We start from the raw sequence: 18,625 nt of genomic DNA, 5'->3' as shown, positions 1-18,625 counted from the left end.
GCGGTGACTGGTGACCTGATCCTTGGCGCTGCCGGCGCCGCGCCTGTGGACCCGGATCTGGTGGTCAGCCTGGCCGGCGTCGGTGTACGCCGGTCTGGCACCGCCCTCCTGCAGGACCTGACCTGGCGCGTCGAGTTGGACGAGCGGTGGGTGGTGCTCGGCTCCAACGGTGCCGGCAAGACCACCCTGCTCAACCTCGCCTCGGGCCGGCTGCACCCGACCACCGGTGTCGCGCACGTGCTCGGCGAGCGGATCGGCCGCACCGACGTCAACGAGCTGCGTACCCGGATCGGGCTCACCACCGCCGCGCTCGCCGAGCGGCTGCCCGCCGACGAGCGGGTCAGCGACGTGGTGGTGACCGCCGCCTGGTCGGTGGTCGGCCGCTGGCGGGAGAACTACGACCCTGGCGACGAGGCGCGGGCGCGGGCCCTGCTGAGCCAGCTCGGCGTCGGTGGCCTCGCCGAACGCCGCTACGGCACCCTTTCCTCGGGTGAGCGCAAACGGGTGCAGATCGCCCGTGCCCTGATGACCGACCCGGAGCTGCTGCTGCTCGACGAGCCGGCCGCCGGGCTCGACCTGGGTGGACGCGAGGACCTGGTCGCCCGACTGGCCGAGCTGGCGTACGACCCGGACGCCCCGGCGATGGTTCTTGTCACCCACCACGTGGAGGAGATCCCGCCGGGGTTCACCCACGCGCTGCTGCTGCGCGAGGGTGGGGTGGTCGCCCAGGGTCTGCTCGCCGAGACGTTGACCGGCGACAACCTCTCCAAGACCTTCGGCCTGCCGCTGGTTGTCGAACGGTCGGGCGACCGTTACACCGCGCGGGCCGCCTGAACGTCGGGACAGGGCGGAGACGACAGTGCCACAGACCCGGGTCGCCGTGGTGGGCAGCGCCAACATGGACCTGGTCGCGATGGCACCGGCGCTGCCCCGGGTCGGTGAGACCACCCTCGGCACCGACTTCGTGATGGTGCCCGGCGGCAAGGGCGCCAACCAGGCCATCGCCGCCGTCCGGGCCGGTGCCGCCTGCGCGTTCCTCGGCGCGATCGGTTCGGACGCCTTCGGCGTCACCCTGAAGGCCCGCATCACCGCCGCCGGGGTGGACACCAGCCAGCTACGCGTGGTCTACGGCACCTCCGGCGTCGCGCTGGTCATGGTCAACGCCCAGGGTGAGAACGCCATCATGGTGACCCCCGGTGCCAACGACGCCCTGGTCGACCTCACCGAGGAGGACCTGGCCACGGTGCGCGGCGCGGACGTCCTGGTCGCCCAACTGGAGATTCCGGTGCGGACCGTGACGGCCGCCGCGGTTGCCGCCCGCGCCGCCGGCACCCGGGTCATCCTGAACGCCGCCCCGGCCCGGGACCTCCCGCCCGAGCTGCTCGCCGCCGTGGACGTGCTCGTCGTCAACGAGGGCGAGGCGCAGGCGCTCGCCGGCCGCGGCCGGGAGGACCCCCGGGCGCTGCTCGACCTGGCCCCCCGGGCCGTGCTCACTCTCGGCGGCGAGGGCGCCCGGTACGTCGACCGCGACGGCACCGACGTGCACGTGCCGGCGGTACGGGTCGACGTGGTCGACTCCACCGCCGCCGGTGACGCGTTCACCGCCGCGCTGGCCGTCGGCTGGGGCGAGGGACGCGACCTGGTCGACGCGGTGCGCTGGGCGTCGGCGGCCGGCGCGGCCTGCGTCCGCAAGCTCGGTGCCTCGGTGGCGCTGCCGCAACGCGCCGAGATCGACGAACTGTACGCGCCAGCCTGAACGCGCTCGCGCCAGACGAGTACGTCCGAACCCAGGACGAGGCTGCGTCGCGGCGAAGGGCGCTGGCCCTCCGCTGGGGCTGCCCCCTGCCGATGTGCTGTCGAGCGGTATACCTGTGAGTCATAAATATGACTCACAGGTATACCGCTCACTACCGCATCCGCCCCCACGGAGGTAACTGACGGTCACCGCCGGCCTGAGCGCGCCCGAGTAGATCGACATGATGCGGGCACCGCTCCGGTGCGCCCGGCGCAGCGCGGTCACCAGTTCGGGCGACGGGTCACGACCTGACCGCGCCAACCGCGACGATCACCTGCGAACGCTGATCCCCCACGCCCACGGGGGAGGATTCAGCCGACGGGCTCGTCGCTGAGCTTTTCGCCGCGTCGACGCAGCATGCCCAGCCCGGGGATGCCGGCCACGGCGAGCTTGAGGTCGCGGGTCACGTCCAGCAGGTCGTGCAGGTCGGGCCCGACCCGGTCCAGGGTGGCGAGGATCGGCAGGATGTCGGCCGTCAGGTGTTCCCTGAGCTTGGGCAGCTCGTCGATCAGGTGGATCGCCGCGCTGATCTCCTCGTGGCTCAGCTCCTCGACGAACTTCCGCGCCATCGGCGCGGCCCGGCGCAACGCCGGCTCGTACGCCGCCAGCAACTCCGCGGCCGTGGCCGCGGCCTCCGTCGCGGTGCCCACGGTGGCGGCGGCCCGGCCGGCCACCTCGTCAGCCTCGGCGACCACCGAGCCGGCCGACCGGGACACCCGGTCGGCTTCGGCGACCACCACGGCGGCGGCCGTCGCCACCTCGGTGGCCGTGTCGATGGCGGTGGTCGCGGCGGCGCTGATGACGGCCACCTCGCGGACCGCCACCTCGGCGTCCGTGAGCACCTGGTCGGTCCGGTCCAGGGTCGTCTCGATCCGGTCCACCACGCCGTTGATCCGGGCCAGCAGCGTCTCCACCCCGTCCAGCACCGCGAACGCGCGGGCGGGTACGGCGGCCATCGAGGCGGCCGAGCCGAGCGCCTGGTCGAGAGCGAAGCGGGTCAGACCGACAACGGCGGTCGGGGTGGGGAGGGGAATCGCCATGGGACCAAGTGTGCGTCGGCCGCGCCGCAACCGCCCGACGGAGCCGGTCAGCGTGAAGGTCGGCCGTACGCGATGGCCCGTTTCGTCGGGCGTCGGTGCCGCCAGTCCACGGCCATCTTCACGTTCGCCGGCAGGACGGCCAGGGCGACGGCCTCGCCGCGGCGAGTGGTCATCGATGGTCCCCCTGCTGTTCGACGGCGCGCTGCACGGCCCGGTAGATCTGCCCGAACCGTAGCGCGTCCGGGGTACGCACCAGCAGGTCCTCCCGGCCGTGGTGCTGCACCCACAACTCGTGCACGTGGCTGCCGCGCTCGTAGGAGCGGTCCAGCCAGCCGAGGGGGATCTCCAGGAACGGCAGCGCCACCACCGCCGCGACCGCGCAGGCGGCGAGGATGATCAGCGCCAGCTTCCAGTTACCCCGGTCCTGCGCCGACCAGGCCAGTGAGACGACGCAGACCAGGGCGACCAGCGGCGGCAGCGAGAGCAGCAGCACCAGGACACCGCGCCCCAGCACCCGACCGCGGACGGCGAGAGTCTTCTGCCCCCGGGCGTGCCAGACGAACGTCACGTCGGACAGGGCGATCACGTGACCGCCCGCCCGGATCGACTCGGAGGTCACCTGCACCGCGTCGTCCCGGTAATAGAGGGTCATCACTAAGCCTAACCACCGGCAGGCAACCCTCGCCTCGGCAATCGTGGACAGTTTCCGTTAGCCGCCAACGGAAACTGTCCACGATTGGCAAACCGCTAGCGGCGGGTGCCGGGGCGGGCCGGTTGGCTGTGCTCGACCGCGCGCTGCACCGCCCGGTAGATCTGCCCGAAACGCAACGCGTCGCCGGTGCGCAGCAGCCGCACCGGCTGGCCGCGCCAGCGGGCCCAGATTTCCAGTTGTCGGCTGCCCCGGGCGTACGAGCGGTCCAGGTGCTCGAAGAGGAAGTCGGCGACCGGCCCGACGGCCAGCCCGACCAGCACCGACGCGCCGACGATCGCGACCGTCACGGTGGGTGAGCGGTGCAGCCAGATAGCCACGCCGATGCCGAGGACCGCCGCGACCAGCGGACCGGCCAGCGCGGCGCCGATCGCGCCACGCCCCACCAGGACGCGCCAGGAACGGCTGCCGCGGCGGTGCCAGATCATGGTGATGTCGGTGAGCGCGTAGCTGCGGCCGTCGGCTCGGAAGGTGGTGGAGGTGACCTGCACCGACCTGTCGTCGTAATACGTGACCATGTCTGGACTCCCGCCCACGGGGCTGACACCACACTACTTACCCAAACGAGCCGGGTCGTAAGGTTGGCACGCGACTTCGACGAGGAAGTGAGGGCAGCGTGGGCGAGTTCGTTCGGCTGGAGACCAGGGACGGCATCGGCACGATCCGGCTGGAGCGGCCGCCGATGAACGCGCTCAACACCCAGGTGCAGGAGGAGTTGCGCGCCGCCGCCACGGCGGCCGCCGCCGACCCGGAGGTCCGCGCCGTCATCGTGTACGGCGGGGAGAAGGTCTTCGCCGCCGGTGCGGACATCAAGCAGATGGCCGAGATGTCCTATGTCGACATGGCCGACCGGGCCGCGAACCTGTCCAGCGCGCTCGGCGCGATCGCCCGGATCCCGAAGCCGGTGGTCGCCGCGATCACCGGGTACGCCCTCGGTGGCGGCTGTGAACTGGCGTTGGCCTGCGACTGGCGGGTGGTCGCCGAGGACGCCAAGCTCGGCCAACCGGAGATCAAGCTGGGCATCATCCCCGGTGCGGGCGGCACCCAGCGGTTGGCCCGCCTGATCGGCCCGGCCCGCGCCAAGGACCTGATCATGTCGGGGCGGATGGTGGACGCGCAGGAGGCGCTGCGGATCGGCCTCGCCGATCGGGTCGCCCCGGCCGCCGAGGTGTACGACACGGCCGTCGCCCTGATCACCCCGTACCTGAACGGGCCGGCGCAGGCGCTGCGCGCGGCGAAGCTGGCGGTCGACGGCGGCCTGGACATGGACCTGAACTCCGGCCTGGCCTGGGAGAGTCAGCTCTTCGCGGCGCTGTTCGCCACCGACGACAGGCGCGAGGGCATGGCGGCCTTCGTGGAGAAGCGCAAGCCGGACTTCACCGGCCGCTGACCCGTCGGTCCACCCTCCAACTGCCCCCTGACCTCGGTAGCGTCCACCGGCCGGGACCACCGTCGGACGGTCAAGTGACTGGCCGGTAACCTGTGATCCCGGCCACGGACGATGGGAGCGACATGACGGAGCGGATCGAGGGTCACGGCGGCGAGCTGGCGCTCGCGGCCCTACGCGCGCACGGCGTACGGGAGATGTTCACACTCTCCGGCGGGCACGTCTTCCCGCTCTACGATGCCGCGTACAAGACCGACTTCCCGATCTACGACGTCCGGCACGAGCAGTCCGCCGTGTTCGCCGCCGAGGCGGTCGCCAAGTTGCAGCGCCGGCCCGGCCTCGCGGTGCTCACCGCCGGCCCCGGTGTCACCAACGGCATCTCCGGCATGACCAGCGCGTTCTTCAACGCCTCCCCGGTGCTGGTGCTCGGCGGCCGCGCGCCCGCGTTCCGCTGGGGCTCCGGCAGCCTCCAGGAGATGGACCACCTGCCGTTGGTCACCCCGGTCACCAAGCACGCCGAGACGGTGTTCAGCACCGACGACATCCCGCGTGCGGTGGGTGCCGCGCTCACCGCCGCGCTCAGCCCGCACCGTGGTCCGGCCTTCCTCGACTTCCCGCTGGAGACGATCTTCTCGGTCGCCGAGGTCGACCTGCCCGCCGCCTCCGGCGTCGACCCGGTCGTGCCGGACCCGGAGGAGGTCGGCCGCGCCGCGCTGCTCATCGCCGCGGCACAGCGACCGGTCATCATCGCCGGCTCCGACGTGTACGCGGGCGACGCGATCGCCGCGCTGCGCGAGGCGGCCGAGGCGTTGCAGGTGCCGGTCTTCACCAACGGCATGGGCCGCGGCTCGCTTCCGCCGACGCACCCGCTCGCGTTCGCCAAGGCCCGTCGGGCAGCGCTCTCCGGCGCCGACGTGGTCGTGGTGGTCGGCACCCCACTGGACTTCCGGCTCAGCTTCGGTGACTTCGGCGACGCCAAGGTGGTGCACATCGTCGACGCGCCCAGCCAGCGGGCCACGCACGTGCAGCCGGCCGCCGCCCCCGCCGGTGACCTGCGCCTGATCCTGTCGGCGCTGGCCGACCACGCCGGTGACCGGGCCGACCACACCGACTGGATCGCCGACCTGCGCGTCGCCGAGGACGCGGCCAAGGCCCGGGACGCCGCCGAGATGGCCGCCGAGACCGACCCGATCCGCCCCGCCCGGATCTACGGCGAGCTGCGTCGGGTGCTGGACCCGGACGCCATCACCATCGGTGACGGCGGCGACTTCGTGTCGTACGCCGGGCGTTACCTCGAGCCGGCCCAGCCCGGCACCTGGCTGGACCCGGGACCGTACGGCTGCCTGGGCACCGGCATGGGCTACGCGATGGGCGCCCGGGTCAGTCACCCGGACCGGCAGATCTGCGTGCTGATGGGTGACGGCGCTGCCGGCTTCTCGCTGATGGACGTCGAGTCGCTGGTCCGCCAGAAGCTGCCGGTGGTGATCGTCGTCGGCAACAACGGCATCTGGGGGCTGGAGAAGCACCCGATGCGGGCCATGTACGGCTACGACGTGGCCGCCGACCTCCAACCGGAGTTGCGCTACGACACGGTGGTCAGCGCGCTCGGTGGGGCGGGGGAGACGGTCGCCAAGGCGGCCGACCTGGGTCCGGCCCTGCAGCGGGCGTTCGACGCCGGAGTGCCGTACCTGGTGAACGTGCTCACCGACCCGACCGACGCGTACCCCCGGTCGTCGAACCTGGCCTGAGGCGCACCCGCCGCCGCCGTCGCCCCTCGCGGGCGGCGGCGGCGCGGCGTCTTCCCGCAGGTGAATACGCGGAAAGTCAGCTCCGGTCGTCGTAACGTCAGCGCGGGAACGGCGGGACGTCAGCCTGTCGCCCGACGACAGGAGTTGCGATGGACCACGCGATCCGCGCCGAGGGCCTGGTGCGGCGTTTCGGCGCCACCACCGCCCTCGCCGGAGTTGATCTGGAGGTTCCGACCGGGACCGTCTTCGGTCTGCTCGGGCCCAACGGCGCCGGCAAGACCACCGCCGTGCGGGTGCTCGCCACCCTGCTGCGGGCCGACGAGGGGCACGCCACGGTTGGTGGCTTCGACGTCGTGCGCGATGCGCACCAGGTGCGTCAGCTGATCGGTCTGACCGGCCAGTACGCCTCGGTCGACGAGACCCTGACCGGCGCGGAGAACCTGCTGCTGATCGGTCGGCTGCTCGGCCTGAGCAGGTCCGACGCCCGACAGCGCGCCCGCCAACTCCTCGCCGACTTCGACCTCAGCGACGCCGCCGACCGGGCCGCCAAGACCTTCTCCGGTGGGATGCGGCGCCGGCTGGACCTCGCCGCCAGTCTGGTCGGCCGGCCGCAGGTGCTCTTCCTGGACGAGCCGACCACCGGCCTGGACCCGCGCAGCCGAAACGACCTGTGGGACATCGTCCGCACTCTGGTCTCCGACGGTGTGACGGTGCTGCTCACCACCCAGTATCTGGAGGAGGCCGACCAGCTCGCCGGTGAGATCGCCGTCGTCGATCACGGTCGGGTGATCGCCCAGGGCACGCCGGAGGAGCTGAAGTCCAAGACCGGTGGTCAGACCCTCACCGTGCGGCCGGCGGACGGCAGCGACCTGGGCATCGTGACCGCCATCGTCGCCGAGGTGTCCGGTGCTGCCCCCGAGGTGGCCCAGAGCGCCGTCACCGTCGCCGTGAACGATCCCGGCGTCCTGCCCGCTGTGGTCAGCCGCCTCGACGCCGCCGAGATCGCGGTCGCCGAGCTGGCACTGCGCGGCGCCAGCCTGGACGAGGTCTTCCTCTCGCTCACCGGCCACCGGGCCGAGGACTCGCCGGCCGTCACCGACCTGGAAAGGACCCCGGCATGACCGCCGCCACCATCCCCGCCCCGCTGGCGCCGACCCGCCGGGTCAGCCCGGTCGCGGGCGTCCGGCACACCGTCACGCTGGCCTGGCGCAGCCTGGTGCAGATCAAGCACAACCCGATGGAACTGCTCGATCTGAGCATCCAGCCGGTCATGTTCGTGCTGCTGTTCACCTATGTGTTCGGCACCGCCATCGCCGGATCGTCGGGTGAATACCTCACCTTCATGCTGCCCGGCATCATGGTGCAGAACGCGCTGTTCGCCACGATGACGACCGGGTTCGGGTTGAACAACGACCTGACCAAGGGCGTGTTCGACCGTCTCCGGGCGCTGCCCATCGCCCGGTGGGCGCCGTTGGCCGGGCGGATCCTCGCCGACACCGTCAAGCAGGCCTGGTCGATCGCGCTGCTGCTGGGTGTCGGGTCGATTCTCGGTTTCCGGGTCGGCAACGGGCTGCTCGGGGTGGTCGGGGCGTTCGCGCTGCTGCTGGCGTTCACGTTGGCCGCGTCGTGGATCTCGGTGCTGGTCGGCGTGCTGGTCAGCGAACCGGACAAGGTGCAGATCTTCGGCTTCACGGTGATCTTCCCGCTGACGTTCACCAGCAACATCTTCGTACCCACCGACCAGATGCCGAGTTGGTTGCAGAGGTGGGTGGAGGTCAACCCGGTGACCGTGGTGGCCGACGCGCTGCGCGGGCTCCTGGTCAGTGGGCCGGTGGCCGGCCCGGTCCTCCAGACGCTGCTCTGGGGCTTCGGCATCGCGGTGATCTTCGCGCCGTTGGCGGTGCGCGCGCTCAGGCGTCGAGTCTGAGCCTCACACCTCCGGCCGGTCACCCTCGCGGGGAGGCTCACCGTCGTGCCGGCGCAGGTCGTCCTCACGTCGGCGCAGGTCCTCCTCCCAGCGGCGGAAAAGCTCCTGGTCCTGCTGCTTGGCGCGATCCTGCACGGAGCGGAGGAACTCCGGATCGTCGTCGGGGGCGACCGGCCGGGTGCGCTGCCGCTGGGGCGAGCCGGCGCCGCCGGGCCAGCTCTTGCGGGTGCCGGGGCCGGGCTCCCGGCCGGCGACGAACCAGGCGATCGAGCCGACCAGCGGGAAGAACAGGATGATCAGCACCCAGGCGATCCGGGGGAGGGCGCGGATCTGACCCTCCTCGGCGGAGAGGCAACTGATCAGCGCGCAGACGGCGAGGACAATCTGCGCCAGGAAGAGGAGGACGTACAGCCGGGCCATCCACCCATCATGGCGCACCGAGGCTCGTCAACACAGTCCGCGAAGCACCAGCAGCACTCCCAGTAGCGCGAGCGCCACGGTGCCCACCGCGACCAGCGGCAGGGTCCGACCGCCGGTGCGGGCCGGTCCGGTGCCGGTGCCGCGGGGCCAGCAGAGCACCAGCAGGGCGCCCCACACCAGCACGGTGACGCCGGCGATCAGCGCCCCGGTCGGGCCGCCCGCCGACGCCAACCGGACGGCGAGCGCCGTCACCACAGTCAGCGTGAGCAGGGTGCGTCGCCAGGCCAGACGGGTGCGCTCGGGTTGCAGCCCGGCGTCGCGTCCGGTGTTCACCGCCCGCCGACCGCCCGGACCAGGACGGCGATCACCAGCAGCACCGCGCCGGCGCCCACGGCCAGGGCCAGGATGGCGGGAAACCGGGACGCGGGCAGCTCCTGACCGAGCCGGATGGCCCGCTCGGTACGCGCCCAGTGGTCCACGGCGCGGACCGCGACCGCCCCGCCGAGCAGCAGCAGCGCCACCGCGATCACCTCCCGCAGGTGGCTCATCGGCAGCGGCGGCAGGAACTGCGCGGCGGCCAACCCGCCGCCGACCAGCGCCAACCCGGTGCGCAGCCAGGCGAGGAAGGTCCGTTCGTTGGCCAGCGAGAAGCGGTAGTCCGGCGGTTCACCGACCGAACCCAGCTCCGCCGGGTCGAACCATCGCCTGATCGCCGCCCACACGGGGGGAGAATATCCGCTTCCCATCCCGCTTAGCCTGACCCGGTGACTGATCTCGACGTGTCGACCCTGCGTGCCGCCTACGACAGCCAGCTCCGCCCGGAGATCCCCGACCCGGTCCCGGCCGGAGTGACGGTGGAGCGGGACGGCCCGTTGGTCCGCATCGTCGGGCTCGACGCCGGCGGCTTCCTCACCTACCGCGACCTGGGTGGACTCACCGGCGACGAGCTGGACGCGCTGATCGCCCGGCAGGTGGCCCTGTTCCGCGAGCGCGGCCAGTCGGTCGAGTGGAAGCTCAACGGGCACGACGAACCGGCGGACCTGGCGGACCGGCTGCGCGCGGCCGGCTTCGTGCCGGAGGACCGGGAGACCGTCGTGGTCGGGCCGGTCGCCCCGCTGGCCGCCGCGCTGCCGGTCACCCCCGAGGGGGTACGCCTGCGTGAGGTGTCCTCCCACGCCGACCTGGAGCGGATCGCCGCCATGGAGGAGGAGGTCTGGCAGGAGGACCGCTCGCATCTCGTCCGGGGCCTGGCCAAGGAGATCGACGCCGACCCGAACTCGATCACCATCGTGGTGGCCGAGGCGGACGGGACGGTGGTGAGCGCCGGCTGGGTGCGGTTCCCGGCGAACACCGGCTTCGCCACCATGTGGGGCGGCTCGACCCTGCCCCAGTGGCGGCGCAGGGGCATCTACCGGGCGTTGGTCAACTACCGGGCGCGACTGGCCGAGCAGCGAGGTCGGACGCTCATGCAGGTCGACTGTTCCGAGGACAGTCGGCCGATCCTCCAGCGGCTCGGCCTCGTCGCGGTCACGACCACCACCCCGTACGTCTACACTCCGTGATCATGGAGCAGCGGTTGACGGACGAGGAGCGCCTGATCCTCAAGACCGGCGCCTTCGGGGCCGTCTTCCTGGTGTCCAACGCCCACCCGGGGGTGCTGGGGGTGATCCGGGAGAGCGTCGCCGCCTCCAACGCACTGGCCAACGCCAGCGGGACGGTCAAGGAGGCGCTCACCACCGGCCCTCTTCCCCGGCTGCCCCGGGACTCGCAGTTGGAGATCGAGTCGGTGGTGCTGCCGGCGCTGCGACACGCGGTGCGCATTCTGCGGGACAAGTCACCGCGGGATGTGGACGCGTACCGCTCGGTGGTGTTGGGTGCGGCGGACCGGGTGGCCCGGGCGCACGCCGGGGTGGCACCCGCCGAGGCGGCGGCCATCGACCAGATCCGGGGCGCGTTGGCCGACCCGGCCTGACCGCCTGCCCGCCGGTGAGCTGTGTCACTCCGAGTGCCCCGGGGAGCGCAAGCTACCGACAGGTAACATTGCGCCGTGGGCAACTGCACAGCAGCCCGCGGTTGACCTGGCGTCGACCGACGCGCGACGCTGCGCCCCAGACCGGGCGAGCGAATCGCATCACCACACAGGAGGGTCGTCGAAGCGCGATGAATATCGTCGTACTCGTCAAGCAGGTGCCTGATTCGGGCGCGGACCGCAACCTGCGCAATGACGACAACACCGTCGACCGCGGTTCGGCGAACAACGTGATCAACGAGATGGACGAGTACGCCATCGAGGAGGCGCTGAAGATCAAGGAGGCGCACGGCGGCGAGGTCACCATCCTGACCATGGGTCCGGACCGGGCGACCGAATCGATCCGCAAGGCGCTCTCCATGGGTCCGGACAAGGCCGTGCACGTGCTGGACGACGCCCTGCACGGTTCCTGCGCCGTCGCCACCTCGAAGGTGCTCGCCGCCGCTCTCGGCCAGCTGAACGCCGACCTGGTGATCTGCGGCGCCGAGTCCACCGACGGCCGGGTCCAGGTCATGCCGCACATGATCGCCGAGCGGCTGGGCGTCGCGGCGCTCACCGGCGCCCGCAAGCTCACCGTCGACGGCGGCACGCTGACCGTGGAGCGGCAGACCGAGGAGGGCTACGAGGTGGTCACCGCCGCCACTCCGGCAGTGGTCTCCGTCTGGGACACGATCAACGAGCCGCGCTACCCCTCCTTCAAGGGCATCATGGCCGCCAAGAAGAAGCCCGTGCAGACGTTCTCCCTGGCCGACCTGGGTGTCGCGCCCACCGAGGTGGGCTTCGACGGGGCCACCAGTGCCGTCGTCGAGCACACCAAGCGCCCCCCGCGCTCCGGTGGCGCCAAGATCACCGACGAGGGCGAGGGCGGCGTCAAGCTGGTCGAGTTCCTCGCCACCGAGAAGTTCGTGTGAGAGGGGGGTTCTGACATGTCCGAGGTTCTCGTCGTCGTCGAAGCCACAAAGGAATTCGGCGTCAAGAAGGTCACCCTGGAAATGCTCACCATCGCCCGCGAGCTGGGCACCCCGAGCGCGGTGGTGCTCGGTGGCGCCGGCGCCGCCGAGGCGCTGAGCGGCAAACTGGGCGAGTACGGCGCGGAGAAGATCTACGCCGCCGAGGGTGACGAGATCGACGGCTACCTGGTGGCCCCCAAGGCCACCGTGCTGGCCGAGCTGGTCCAGCGGGTGCAGCCGGCCGCCGTGCTGCTGGCCTCGGCCCAGGAGGGCAAGGAGATCGCCGCCCGGCTCGCCGTCAAGCTGGACAACGGCATCCTGACCGACGTGGTCGGCCTCGACACCGACGGCACCGCGACCCAGATCGCGTTCGCCGGCTCCACCATCGTCAAGTCGAAGGTCACCAAGGGCCTGCCGCTGGTCACCGTCCGGCCCAACTCGGTCACCCCCGCCCCGGCGGCGGCCAGCCCGACGATCGAGCAGCTCACCGTGTCGGTCACCGACACCGACAAGCTGGCCAAGGTCGTCGAGCGGGTCGCCGAGCAGAAGGGCTCCCGGCCCGAGCTGACCGAGGCCGGCGTGGTGGTCTCCGGTGGTCGCGGTGTCGGCAACGCCGACAACTTCAAGCTGGTCGAGGAGCTGGCCGACCTGCTCGGCGGCGCCGTCGGCGCGTCCCGCGCGGCCGTCGACTCCGGCTTCTACCCGCACCAGTTCCAGGTGGGTCAGACCGGCAAGACGGTCTCCCCGCAGCTCTACGTCGCGCTCGGCATCTCCGGTGCCATCCAGCACCGGGCCGGCATGCAGACCTCGAAGACCATCGTCGCGGTCAACAAGGACGGCGAGGCGCCGATCTTCGAGCTGGCCGACTTCGGCGTGGTGGGTGACCTGTTCAAGATCGTCCCGCAGGCCGCCGAGGAGATCCGCAAGCGCAAGTGACCCCGCGCTGAGACCAGTGGCCGCCCCGTCGGGGGCGGCCACTGTCTTTCGATGGGAGCTGATCGGCGGGCCGGGGAGCTGAACCGGCCCGCCGATCAGCCCGTCAGGGTGCCCCTCAGCAGGCTGTCGCCGGAGTGGCGGGTGTTGTTGTCGTACTGCTCGGCGGAGACGTCGACCACCGAATAGCTCTTGAGGTCGACATTCGGGGGCAGGGGCAGCAGCGCGTCCGAACCGCCGCCCAGGGTGCCCACCGAGAACATCTCCATCGTCGTCGGATTGATCAGCCAAACCTCGTAGTACCCCGGGACGCGCGGGAGATTCGCCACATGCAGATGTAGTTGACCGTCCCGCAGAACCCGGGCGTCACCCTTGGCCGTCGGCGGCGTCGCCCCGTACGCCGCCAGCGGCGCGCTCGCCACCACCACAGGTGTCGGAGCGGGCGCCGGGTCGTCCGGCCGCAGCACCGAGACCGTACCCAGCACACCGACCGCCGCAGCGGCTGCCGCAGTCACGGCGGTGGCCGCCCAGCGCGACCAGCCGGCACCCCGACGGGACCGGCGCGCCGAATCCAGCCGGGTGACAGTCGGCTCGGCCACCGAACCGGTGGCCTGCCCGCCCGTCGTGCCGCCGAACTCCGCGGTCGGGTCGGTGGCCTGGGTGGTCGGGTCCACGGCCGGTGCGGTCGTCAGGTCGTTCGTCTGCTCGGCCCGGGTGCCGACGGCTTGCCCAGGGAGTTGCCGCGGACGTGTCTCGATCGGTGACCGCTCGGCCTCCGCTGGCCTGACCTGGGCGGCGATGCCCTGCCAGACGTGCTCCGGCGGGTCGGGCAGGTCGACCAGACCCTGCGTCTCGGTGCCGAGACCGGCCACCTGTTGGAGGGTCGACACCTCCGCACGGCAGAGCGCGCAGGTGTCGAGGTGGGTGCTCTCCCCGTTGTCCGCCTCGCTCTCACCGAGCGCCAGAAAGACCAGCCGCTCGTGGCCCAGGTGCTGCACCATCCACCTCCCATCTGCGTTTCAAGCTCGCCATGCCGCGCCGGATGTGGCTCTTCACGGTGCCCAACGGCACTCCGGTCACCGTGGCTATCTGCTGGTGTGTCAGGTCGTCGTAGAAGGCCAACTCCAGCATCCGTCGCTGGTCGTCCGGGAGACGAGCCAGCTCGTCGGCGATCACCAACCGGTCCACCACGCGGTCCGGGTCCGGGTCGGCGGGTTTCGGCTCCGGCAGTTGCCGGACCGTCTCCACCACCCGGGTCTCCCGGGCGGAGGCACGCATCCGGTCGATCACCTTGCGCCGGCCGATGCCGAGCAGCCAGCCGATCAGCGACCCCTTGGCCGGATCGAAGGTGTCCCGACCCAGCCACGCGGCGACGAACGTCGCCTGGGTGACGTCCTCGGCGTCGGCGCGGTTGGCCAGCATCGAGGTGGCCAGGTGGAACACGGCCCGACCGTACCTGTCGTACGCCTCGCGCAGCGCCACGTCGTCGCCCGCGCGGAAGCGGAGGTCGAGGTCGTCCACCGGGGGGTCCGGTTCCTCGTGCAGGGCCGTCATCGGGCGGCTCGCCTTCGATGGGGCATGCCCGACTGTAGCTGCCACAGTCTCCGCCCCACTCTCCCGGTCGATGTCATCTCAGCAGCTATTCGTCTCGCGACCCCGGTTCGGATGCAGGCGGGGCCGACGAAGAAAAGTCCCTCCGATCCGCATCCACCCGTCCGGACGGCGGCGTAACCAGTTCTGCAAGCCAGGCCTGACGAATCAGCACCAATCACCAGGAGGCAGACATGCAGCTCTCGTACTTCCGTCGGGTCGCGGCGGGCGGCGCGGTCGCCGCGTTGGCCTTCGCCGGAGTCGGCGCACTCAGCGCCACCCCCGCGTACGCCGCAACGTCGAAGGTCTCCGTCGTGCACGGCATCCCGGACACCCCGGTCGACGTCTACGTCAACGGCAAGAAGACGCTCGACAACTTCAAGCCCGGTGACGTGGCCGGCCCGCTGAACCTGGAGGAGGGCGACTACGACATCGCGCTCACCAAGCCGGGCGAGCCGATCGGCAGCGCGATCCTCAAGGTCGACAATGCGGCCGTCCCGGGCGGCGCGAACATCAGCATCGCGGCCCACCTCGACGCCGCCGGCCAGCCGAAGATCACGCCGTTCGTGAACGACGTCTCGAAGGTCGCCGCCGGCAAGGCCCGGCTCATCGTCCGGCACACCGCCGCCGCCCCCGAGGTGGACGTGCGCGCCGGCGGCACCCCGGTCTTCGAGGGCCTCACCAACCCGAACGAGGCCAAGGGCGACGTCGCCGCGGGCAGCGTCAAGGCGGACGTGGTGCTCGCCGGCACCGACACCGTGGCCATCGGCCCGGCGGACCTCAACCTCAAGGAGGGCACCGCGACGATCGTCTACGCGATCGGCTCCGCCGAGGGCAAGACGCTCGGCGTGGTGGCGCAGACCATCACCGGCCTGCACTCCGCCCCGGGCGGCGTGCCCAGCGGTGACGGCGGTCAGGCCGGCACCGGCGTGGACACCTGGTGGTACGTGCTCACCGGTGCCGGCGTACTCCTGCTGCTGGTCGGTGGTGTGCGGATGGCGACCGCACGGACCGGTCGCAGGTGACGGTGCGCAACCGCGGCGCGCTGGCGGCCCTGGCCGCCGGCGTTGCCGCGCTCACCGTCGCCGCCGTGGTGGCGTGCGGTTCCCAACCGGCGGAGAACGTGGGTGCCGAGGAGGCGAGCACGCTGGCCAGCACCCCAGCGGCCACCGCCAGCGCCCCCTCGGTGCCGGTCACCGTCGGTGAGCTGCCGACCGACGCGGTGATTATCCCGCCGGTACGGCTGGTGATCCCCGAGATCGACGTCACCGCCACCGTCAACGCGGTCGGCATCAACGAGCGGACAAACGAGTTCGAGGTGCCGCCAAGTGTCGACCAGATCGGGTGGTACCGCTACGGACCCGGCCTGGAGGCAACCGCTGGATCGGTGGTCGTCGCCGGTCACGTGGACAGCGCCAAGCAGGGCAGGGGGGCGTTCTTCCGACTCCGTGAACTCGACCAGAACGACACCCTGACCGTGACCGGCAGCGACGGCACGGCCCGGCGGTACCGGGTCGTCGCCCGGGAGGAGTACGCGAAGACCAGGATTCCGTTGGACCGGTACTTCGCCCGGGACGGCAGGACCCGGCTGACTCTGATCACCTGTGGCGGACCGTTCGACGCCAAGGCGCGGAAGTACCGCGACAACATCGTCGTCACCGCGGTGCCCGCCTGAGCGGGGCCGCCGCCAGGGCCGGGGTGGAATTTCCCACCCCGGCTCCGGCGCTGGGTCCCTCCGCCATCCGGGTGCCGTGGTGTCGGCCGTAGGCTGGTCGGTGATGGCTTACCTGGATCACGCGGCGACGACTCCGATGCTCGATGAGGCACTGGAGGCGTACGTCGCTACCGCCCGCGAGGTCGGCAACGCGTCCTCCCTGCACGCGGCGGGTCGTCGTGCCCGCCGCCGGGTCGAAGAGTCCCGCGAGAAGGTGGCCGCGGTGCTGGGCGCCCGGCCGTCCGAGGTGATCTTCACGGGTGGGGGCACGGAGAGCGACAACCTCGCGGTCAAGGGCATCTTCTGGGCCCGCCGGGGAGCCGCCCCGGGCCGCCGTCGGGTGGTCTCCAGCGCCGTCGAGCACCACGCGGTGCTGGACGCCGTCGACTGGCTCGTCGAGCACGAGGGGGCCGAGGTCGGTTGGCTGCCGGTGGACGCCGCCGGTCGGCTCGACCCGGAGGACCTGCGCGCCGAGCTGGCCGCGCACACCGACCGGGTGGCCGTGGTCACCGCGATGTGGGCCAACAACGAGGCGGGCACCATCCAGCCGGTCGCCGAACTGGCCGCTGTCGCCGCCGAGCACGGGGTGCCGTTCCACACCGACGCCATCCAGGCGGTCGGTCAGGTGCCCGTCGACTTCGGCGCCAGCGGCGTCGCCGCGCTGACCGTGACCGGGCACAAGCTGGGCGGCCCCACCGGGGTGGGCGCGTTGCTGCTCGCCCGGGACGTGCCGGCCACGCCACTGCTGCACGGCGGTGGCCAGGAACGTGACATCCGTTCCGGCACCCTCGACACGGCCGGCATCGTGGCCTTCGCGGTCGCCGTCGAGACGGCGGTGAAGGGCCAACAGGAGTACGCGGCCCGGGTGGCCGCACTCCGCGACGACCTGGTCGAGCGGGTTCGTCGGGCGGTGCCCGAGGTGATCTACAACGGTGACCCGACCGACCGGCTGCCGGGCAACGCGCACTTCTCCTTCCCGGGCTGCGAGGGCGACGCCCTGCTGCTGTTGCTCGACGCCCAGGGCATCGCCTGCTCGACGGGGTCGGCCTGCTCCGCGGGGGTGGCCCAGCCCTCCCACGTGCTGCTGGCGATGGGCGCCGACGACGACCGCGCCCGCTCCTCGCTGCGCTTCACCCTCGGTCACACGAGCACCCAGGCCGACGTCGACGCCCTCATCGCGGCCCTCCCGGCAGCGGTGGACCGAGCCCGCCGAGCCGCCGCCCTCCGCACCCCCCGCTGACCGGTGGATAGGGTTGTGGCGGGGACGGGGAAGGGAGTTCGCTGGTGAAGGTTCTGGCGGCTATGTCGGGCGGGGTCGACTCGGCCGTGGCGGCGGCGCGGGCGGTGGCGGCCGGGCACGACGTGACAGGCGTACACCTGGCGCTGGCCCGTAACCCACAGACCTATCGGACCGGGGCGCGCGGCTGCTGCACGCTCGAGGATTCCCGGGACGCGCGGCGGGCCGCCGACGTGATCGGCATCCCGTTCTACGTGTGGGACATGGCCGACCGTTTCCACGAGGACGTGGTGGACGACTTCGTCGCCGAGTACGCCGCCGGGCGCACGCCGAACCCCTGCCTGCGCTGCAACGAGAAGATCAAGTTCGCGGCGGTGCTGGACCGGGCCGTGGCCCTGGGCTTCGACGCGGTGGTCACCGGGCATCACGCCCGGCTCGGCCCGGACGGGCTGCTGCGCCGCAGCGTCGACATCGCCAAGGACCAGTCGTACGTGCTGGCCGTGCTCACCCGCGAGCAACTGGACCGGTCGATCTTCCCGCTGGGCGACTCGACAAAGGCGCAGGTACGCGCGGAGGCCGCCGAGCGTGGCCTGGCCGTGGCCGACAAGCCGGACTCACACGACATCTGCTTCATCGCCGACGGCGACACCCGCGGCTTCCTCGCCGGCCGGCTCGGCGAGGCGCCCGGCGACGTGGTGGACGCCAGCACCGGCGCGGTGGTCGGCAGTCACAGCGGCGCGTACGCGTACACCGTGGGACAGCGGCGCGGCCTGCACCTGGACCGCCCGGCCGCGGATGGCCGGCCGCGTTACGTGCTCTCCATCACGCCGAAGACCAACACGGTGACCGTCGGCCCCGCCGAGGCGCTCGAGGTGTCCGAGGTCCGGGCCGTTCGTCCGGTCTGGACCGGCGACGCGCGCCCGGACGCGCCGGTGGAGTGCGAGGTGCAACTGCGTGCCCACGGCGACGTGGTGCCGGCGACCGTCGCGCTCGACGGCGACCTGCTGCACGCCGAGCTGCGCCGGCCGGTGCGCGGCGTCGCCGCCGGTCAGGCCGTGGTCGCGTACCGGTCGGACCCGGCCGGCGACGTGGTCCTCGGCTCCGCGACCATCACCGGCTGACCGCACGGCCCCGGTGTTCGCGGGA

Annotated in this window: 23 protein-coding genes; 14 read left to right on the top strand and 9 right to left on the bottom strand. The window is 72.0% G+C overall.

The features are described from left to right. Positions 1 to 3 precede the first annotated feature (3 nt). Both AB0C25_RS22080 and AB0C25_RS22075 read left to right on the top strand, forming a co-directional pair. Positions 4 to 834, top strand: coding sequence for an ABC transporter ATP-binding protein (locus AB0C25_RS22080; protein ID WP_357375896.1), 831 nt, complete (start codon positions 4 to 6; stop codon positions 832 to 834). A 25-nt stretch (positions 835 to 859) separates the two neighbouring features. Beyond that, positions 860 to 1,756: a ribokinase gene (locus AB0C25_RS22075; protein ID WP_357375894.1), complete on the top strand. Its 897-nt coding sequence runs from the start codon at positions 860 to 862 to the stop codon at positions 1,754 to 1,756. A 350-nt stretch (positions 1,757 to 2,106) separates the two neighbouring features. Here AB0C25_RS22075 and AB0C25_RS22070 read toward each other — a convergent pair whose 3' ends face one another. The 4 genes from AB0C25_RS22070 to AB0C25_RS22055 all read right to left on the bottom strand — a co-directional run bounded on the left by AB0C25_RS22070 (position 2,107) and on the right by AB0C25_RS22055 (position 4,062). After that, positions 2,107 to 2,835 carry a hypothetical protein gene (locus tag AB0C25_RS22070; RefSeq protein ID WP_357375891.1) on the bottom strand — a complete coding sequence of 243 codons (729 nt, stop codon included), beginning with the start codon at positions 2,833 to 2,835 and terminating at the stop codon, positions 2,107 to 2,109. A 47-nt stretch (positions 2,836 to 2,882) separates the two neighbouring features. Further along, positions 2,883 to 3,008, bottom strand: coding sequence for a hypothetical protein (locus AB0C25_RS22065; protein ID WP_357375889.1), 126 nt, complete (start codon positions 3,006 to 3,008; stop codon positions 2,883 to 2,885). Next, complete coding sequence (locus tag AB0C25_RS22060) at positions 3,005 to 3,487, bottom strand: DUF6232 family protein (RefSeq protein WP_357375887.1); 483 nt, start codon at positions 3,485 to 3,487, stop codon at positions 3,005 to 3,007. Before AB0C25_RS22060 ends, AB0C25_RS22065 begins: the two co-directional genes overlap by 4 nt. A gap of 95 nt (positions 3,488 to 3,582) precedes the next feature. Next, positions 3,583 to 4,062: a DUF6232 family protein gene (locus tag AB0C25_RS22055; RefSeq protein ID WP_357375885.1), complete on the bottom strand. Its 480-nt coding sequence runs from the start codon at positions 4,060 to 4,062 to the stop codon at positions 3,583 to 3,585. Between the two features lie 98 nt (positions 4,063 to 4,160). On the opposite strand from AB0C25_RS22055, the gene AB0C25_RS22050 reads away from it, so the two are divergent. The 4 genes from AB0C25_RS22050 (at position 4,161) to AB0C25_RS22035 (ending at position 8,606) form a co-directional block, all read left to right on the top strand. Continuing rightward, positions 4,161 to 4,934 (top strand): enoyl-CoA hydratase-related protein, encoded by a 774-nt coding sequence (locus AB0C25_RS22050; RefSeq protein ID WP_357375883.1) that lies wholly within the window; start codon positions 4,161 to 4,163, stop codon positions 4,932 to 4,934. Between the two features lie 122 nt (positions 4,935 to 5,056). Beyond that, a complete protein-coding gene (locus tag AB0C25_RS22045) occupies positions 5,057 to 6,679 on the top strand; it encodes an acetolactate synthase (protein ID WP_357375881.1) in 1,623 nt (540 codons plus the stop codon). 149 nt (positions 6,680 to 6,828) lie between these two features. Next, positions 6,829 to 7,800, top strand: a complete 972-nt coding sequence (locus tag AB0C25_RS22040; RefSeq protein WP_357375879.1) for an ATP-binding cassette domain-containing protein — start codon at positions 6,829 to 6,831, stop codon at positions 7,798 to 7,800. Further along, on the top strand, positions 7,797 to 8,606 hold the full coding sequence (locus AB0C25_RS22035) for an ABC transporter permease (RefSeq protein ID WP_357375877.1): 810 nt from the start codon (positions 7,797 to 7,799) through the stop codon (positions 8,604 to 8,606). Before AB0C25_RS22040 ends, AB0C25_RS22035 begins: the two co-directional genes overlap by 4 nt. A gap of 3 nt (positions 8,607 to 8,609) precedes the next feature. On the opposite strand, the gene AB0C25_RS22030 is transcribed toward AB0C25_RS22035, so the two are convergent. From AB0C25_RS22030 to AB0C25_RS22020, 3 genes are read right to left on the bottom strand one after another with little or no spacing between them, the layout of a single operon-like run. Beyond that, on the bottom strand, positions 8,610 to 9,026 hold the full coding sequence (locus tag AB0C25_RS22030; protein WP_357375875.1) for a PLD nuclease N-terminal domain-containing protein: 417 nt from the start codon (positions 9,024 to 9,026) through the stop codon (positions 8,610 to 8,612). A 27-nt stretch (positions 9,027 to 9,053) separates the two neighbouring features. Further along, positions 9,054 to 9,359: a DUF202 domain-containing protein gene (locus AB0C25_RS22025; protein WP_357375873.1), complete on the bottom strand. Its 306-nt coding sequence runs from the start codon at positions 9,357 to 9,359 to the stop codon at positions 9,054 to 9,056. Next, positions 9,356 to 9,748, bottom strand: a complete 393-nt coding sequence (locus tag AB0C25_RS22020) for a DUF202 domain-containing protein (RefSeq protein ID WP_357375871.1) — start codon at positions 9,746 to 9,748, stop codon at positions 9,356 to 9,358. The genes AB0C25_RS22025 and AB0C25_RS22020 overlap by 4 nt, the downstream gene beginning before the upstream one ends. A gap of 42 nt (positions 9,749 to 9,790) precedes the next feature. Between AB0C25_RS22020 and AB0C25_RS22015 the strand changes: the two genes are divergently transcribed. The 4 genes from AB0C25_RS22015 to AB0C25_RS22000 all read left to right on the top strand — a co-directional run bounded on the left by AB0C25_RS22015 (position 9,791) and on the right by AB0C25_RS22000 (position 12,941). Continuing rightward, positions 9,791 to 10,588, top strand: a complete 798-nt coding sequence (locus tag AB0C25_RS22015; RefSeq protein WP_357375869.1) for a GNAT family N-acetyltransferase — start codon at positions 9,791 to 9,793, stop codon at positions 10,586 to 10,588. Then, a complete protein-coding gene (locus tag AB0C25_RS22010; protein WP_357375867.1) occupies positions 10,585 to 10,998 on the top strand; it encodes a hypothetical protein in 414 nt (137 codons plus the stop codon). Before AB0C25_RS22015 ends, AB0C25_RS22010 begins: the two co-directional genes overlap by 4 nt. Positions 10,999 to 11,186: 188 nt before the next feature. Next, entirely contained in the window at positions 11,187 to 11,966 is a 780-nt protein-coding gene (locus tag AB0C25_RS22005; RefSeq protein ID WP_357250736.1) for an electron transfer flavoprotein subunit beta/FixA family protein, read from the top strand. Positions 11,967 to 11,981: 15 nt separating this feature from the next. Next, positions 11,982 to 12,941 (top strand): electron transfer flavoprotein subunit alpha/FixB family protein, encoded by a 960-nt coding sequence (locus AB0C25_RS22000; protein WP_357375864.1) that lies wholly within the window; start codon positions 11,982 to 11,984, stop codon positions 12,939 to 12,941. 95 nt (positions 12,942 to 13,036) lie between these two features. Here AB0C25_RS22000 and AB0C25_RS21995 read toward each other — a convergent pair whose 3' ends face one another. Beyond that, the gene (locus AB0C25_RS21995) at positions 13,037 to 13,936 is read right to left on the bottom strand and encodes an anti-sigma factor (RefSeq protein WP_357376010.1); all 900 of its coding nucleotides are present in this window, start codon (positions 13,934 to 13,936) and stop codon (positions 13,037 to 13,039) included. Next, complete coding sequence (locus tag AB0C25_RS21990) at positions 13,890 to 14,492, bottom strand: sigma-70 family RNA polymerase sigma factor (RefSeq protein WP_357375862.1); 603 nt, start codon at positions 14,490 to 14,492, stop codon at positions 13,890 to 13,892. Before AB0C25_RS21990 ends, AB0C25_RS21995 begins: the two co-directional genes overlap by 47 nt. A gap of 230 nt (positions 14,493 to 14,722) precedes the next feature. On the opposite strand from AB0C25_RS21990, the gene AB0C25_RS21985 reads away from it, so the two are divergent. The 4 genes from AB0C25_RS21985 (at position 14,723) to mnmA (ending at position 18,600) form a co-directional block, all read left to right on the top strand. Then, positions 14,723 to 15,553 carry a DUF4397 domain-containing protein gene (locus AB0C25_RS21985; protein ID WP_357250724.1) on the top strand — a complete coding sequence of 277 codons (831 nt, stop codon included), beginning with the start codon at positions 14,723 to 14,725 and terminating at the stop codon, positions 15,551 to 15,553. Further along, positions 15,550 to 16,203 carry a class F sortase gene (locus tag AB0C25_RS21980; RefSeq protein WP_357375860.1) on the top strand — a complete coding sequence of 218 codons (654 nt, stop codon included), beginning with the start codon at positions 15,550 to 15,552 and terminating at the stop codon, positions 16,201 to 16,203. Before AB0C25_RS21985 ends, AB0C25_RS21980 begins: the two co-directional genes overlap by 4 nt. A 103-nt stretch (positions 16,204 to 16,306) precedes the next feature. Continuing rightward, positions 16,307 to 17,482, top strand: a complete 1,176-nt coding sequence (locus tag AB0C25_RS21975) for a cysteine desulfurase family protein (protein WP_357375858.1) — start codon at positions 16,307 to 16,309, stop codon at positions 17,480 to 17,482. A gap of 44 nt (positions 17,483 to 17,526) precedes the next feature. Continuing rightward, complete coding sequence (gene mnmA / locus AB0C25_RS21970) at positions 17,527 to 18,600, top strand: tRNA 2-thiouridine(34) synthase MnmA (protein WP_357375856.1); 1,074 nt, start codon at positions 17,527 to 17,529, stop codon at positions 18,598 to 18,600. Positions 18,601 to 18,625: the final 25 nt, after the last annotated feature.

It is taken from the genome of Micromonospora sp. NPDC048839 (assembly GCF_040649915.1).
In the GTDB taxonomy this organism is placed as follows: Bacteria; Actinomycetota; Actinomycetes; order Mycobacteriales; family Micromonosporaceae; genus Micromonospora.
This window is presented reverse-complemented; position numbering and strand designations above follow the sequence as displayed.

Excerpts from the sequence above, each read along its gene's own strand:
- AB0C25_RS22035 (WP_357375877.1), top strand. The coding sequence starts at position 7,797 with ATGACCGCCGCCACCATCCCCGCCCCGCTGGCGCCGACCCGCCGGGTC.
- AB0C25_RS21990 (WP_357375862.1), bottom strand. The coding sequence starts at position 14,492 with ATGACGGCCCTGCACGAGGAACCGGACCCCCCGGTGGACGACCTCGAC.
- AB0C25_RS22065 (WP_357375889.1), bottom strand. The coding sequence starts at position 3,008 with ATGACCACTCGCCGCGGCGAGGCCGTCGCCCTGGCCGTCCTGCCGGCG.
- AB0C25_RS22040 (WP_357375879.1), top strand. The coding sequence starts at position 6,829 with ATGGACCACGCGATCCGCGCCGAGGGCCTGGTGCGGCGTTTCGGCGCC.
- AB0C25_RS21975 (WP_357375858.1), top strand. The coding sequence starts at position 16,307 with ATGGCTTACCTGGATCACGCGGCGACGACTCCGATGCTCGATGAGGCA.
- AB0C25_RS22045 (WP_357375881.1), top strand. The coding sequence starts at position 5,057 with ATGACGGAGCGGATCGAGGGTCACGGCGGCGAGCTGGCGCTCGCGGCC.
- AB0C25_RS22005 (WP_357250736.1), top strand. The coding sequence starts at position 11,187 with ATGAATATCGTCGTACTCGTCAAGCAGGTGCCTGATTCGGGCGCGGAC.
- AB0C25_RS22000 (WP_357375864.1), top strand. The coding sequence starts at position 11,982 with ATGTCCGAGGTTCTCGTCGTCGTCGAAGCCACAAAGGAATTCGGCGTC.
- AB0C25_RS22030 (WP_357375875.1), bottom strand. The coding sequence starts at position 9,026 with ATGGCCCGGCTGTACGTCCTCCTCTTCCTGGCGCAGATTGTCCTCGCC.
- AB0C25_RS21985 (WP_357250724.1), top strand. The coding sequence starts at position 14,723 with ATGCAGCTCTCGTACTTCCGTCGGGTCGCGGCGGGCGGCGCGGTCGCC.
- AB0C25_RS22070 (WP_357375891.1), bottom strand. The coding sequence starts at position 2,835 with ATGGCGATTCCCCTCCCCACCCCGACCGCCGTTGTCGGTCTGACCCGC.
- AB0C25_RS22060 (WP_357375887.1), bottom strand. The coding sequence starts at position 3,487 with ATGACCCTCTATTACCGGGACGACGCGGTGCAGGTGACCTCCGAGTCG.
- AB0C25_RS22055 (WP_357375885.1), bottom strand. The coding sequence starts at position 4,062 with ATGGTCACGTATTACGACGACAGGTCGGTGCAGGTCACCTCCACCACC.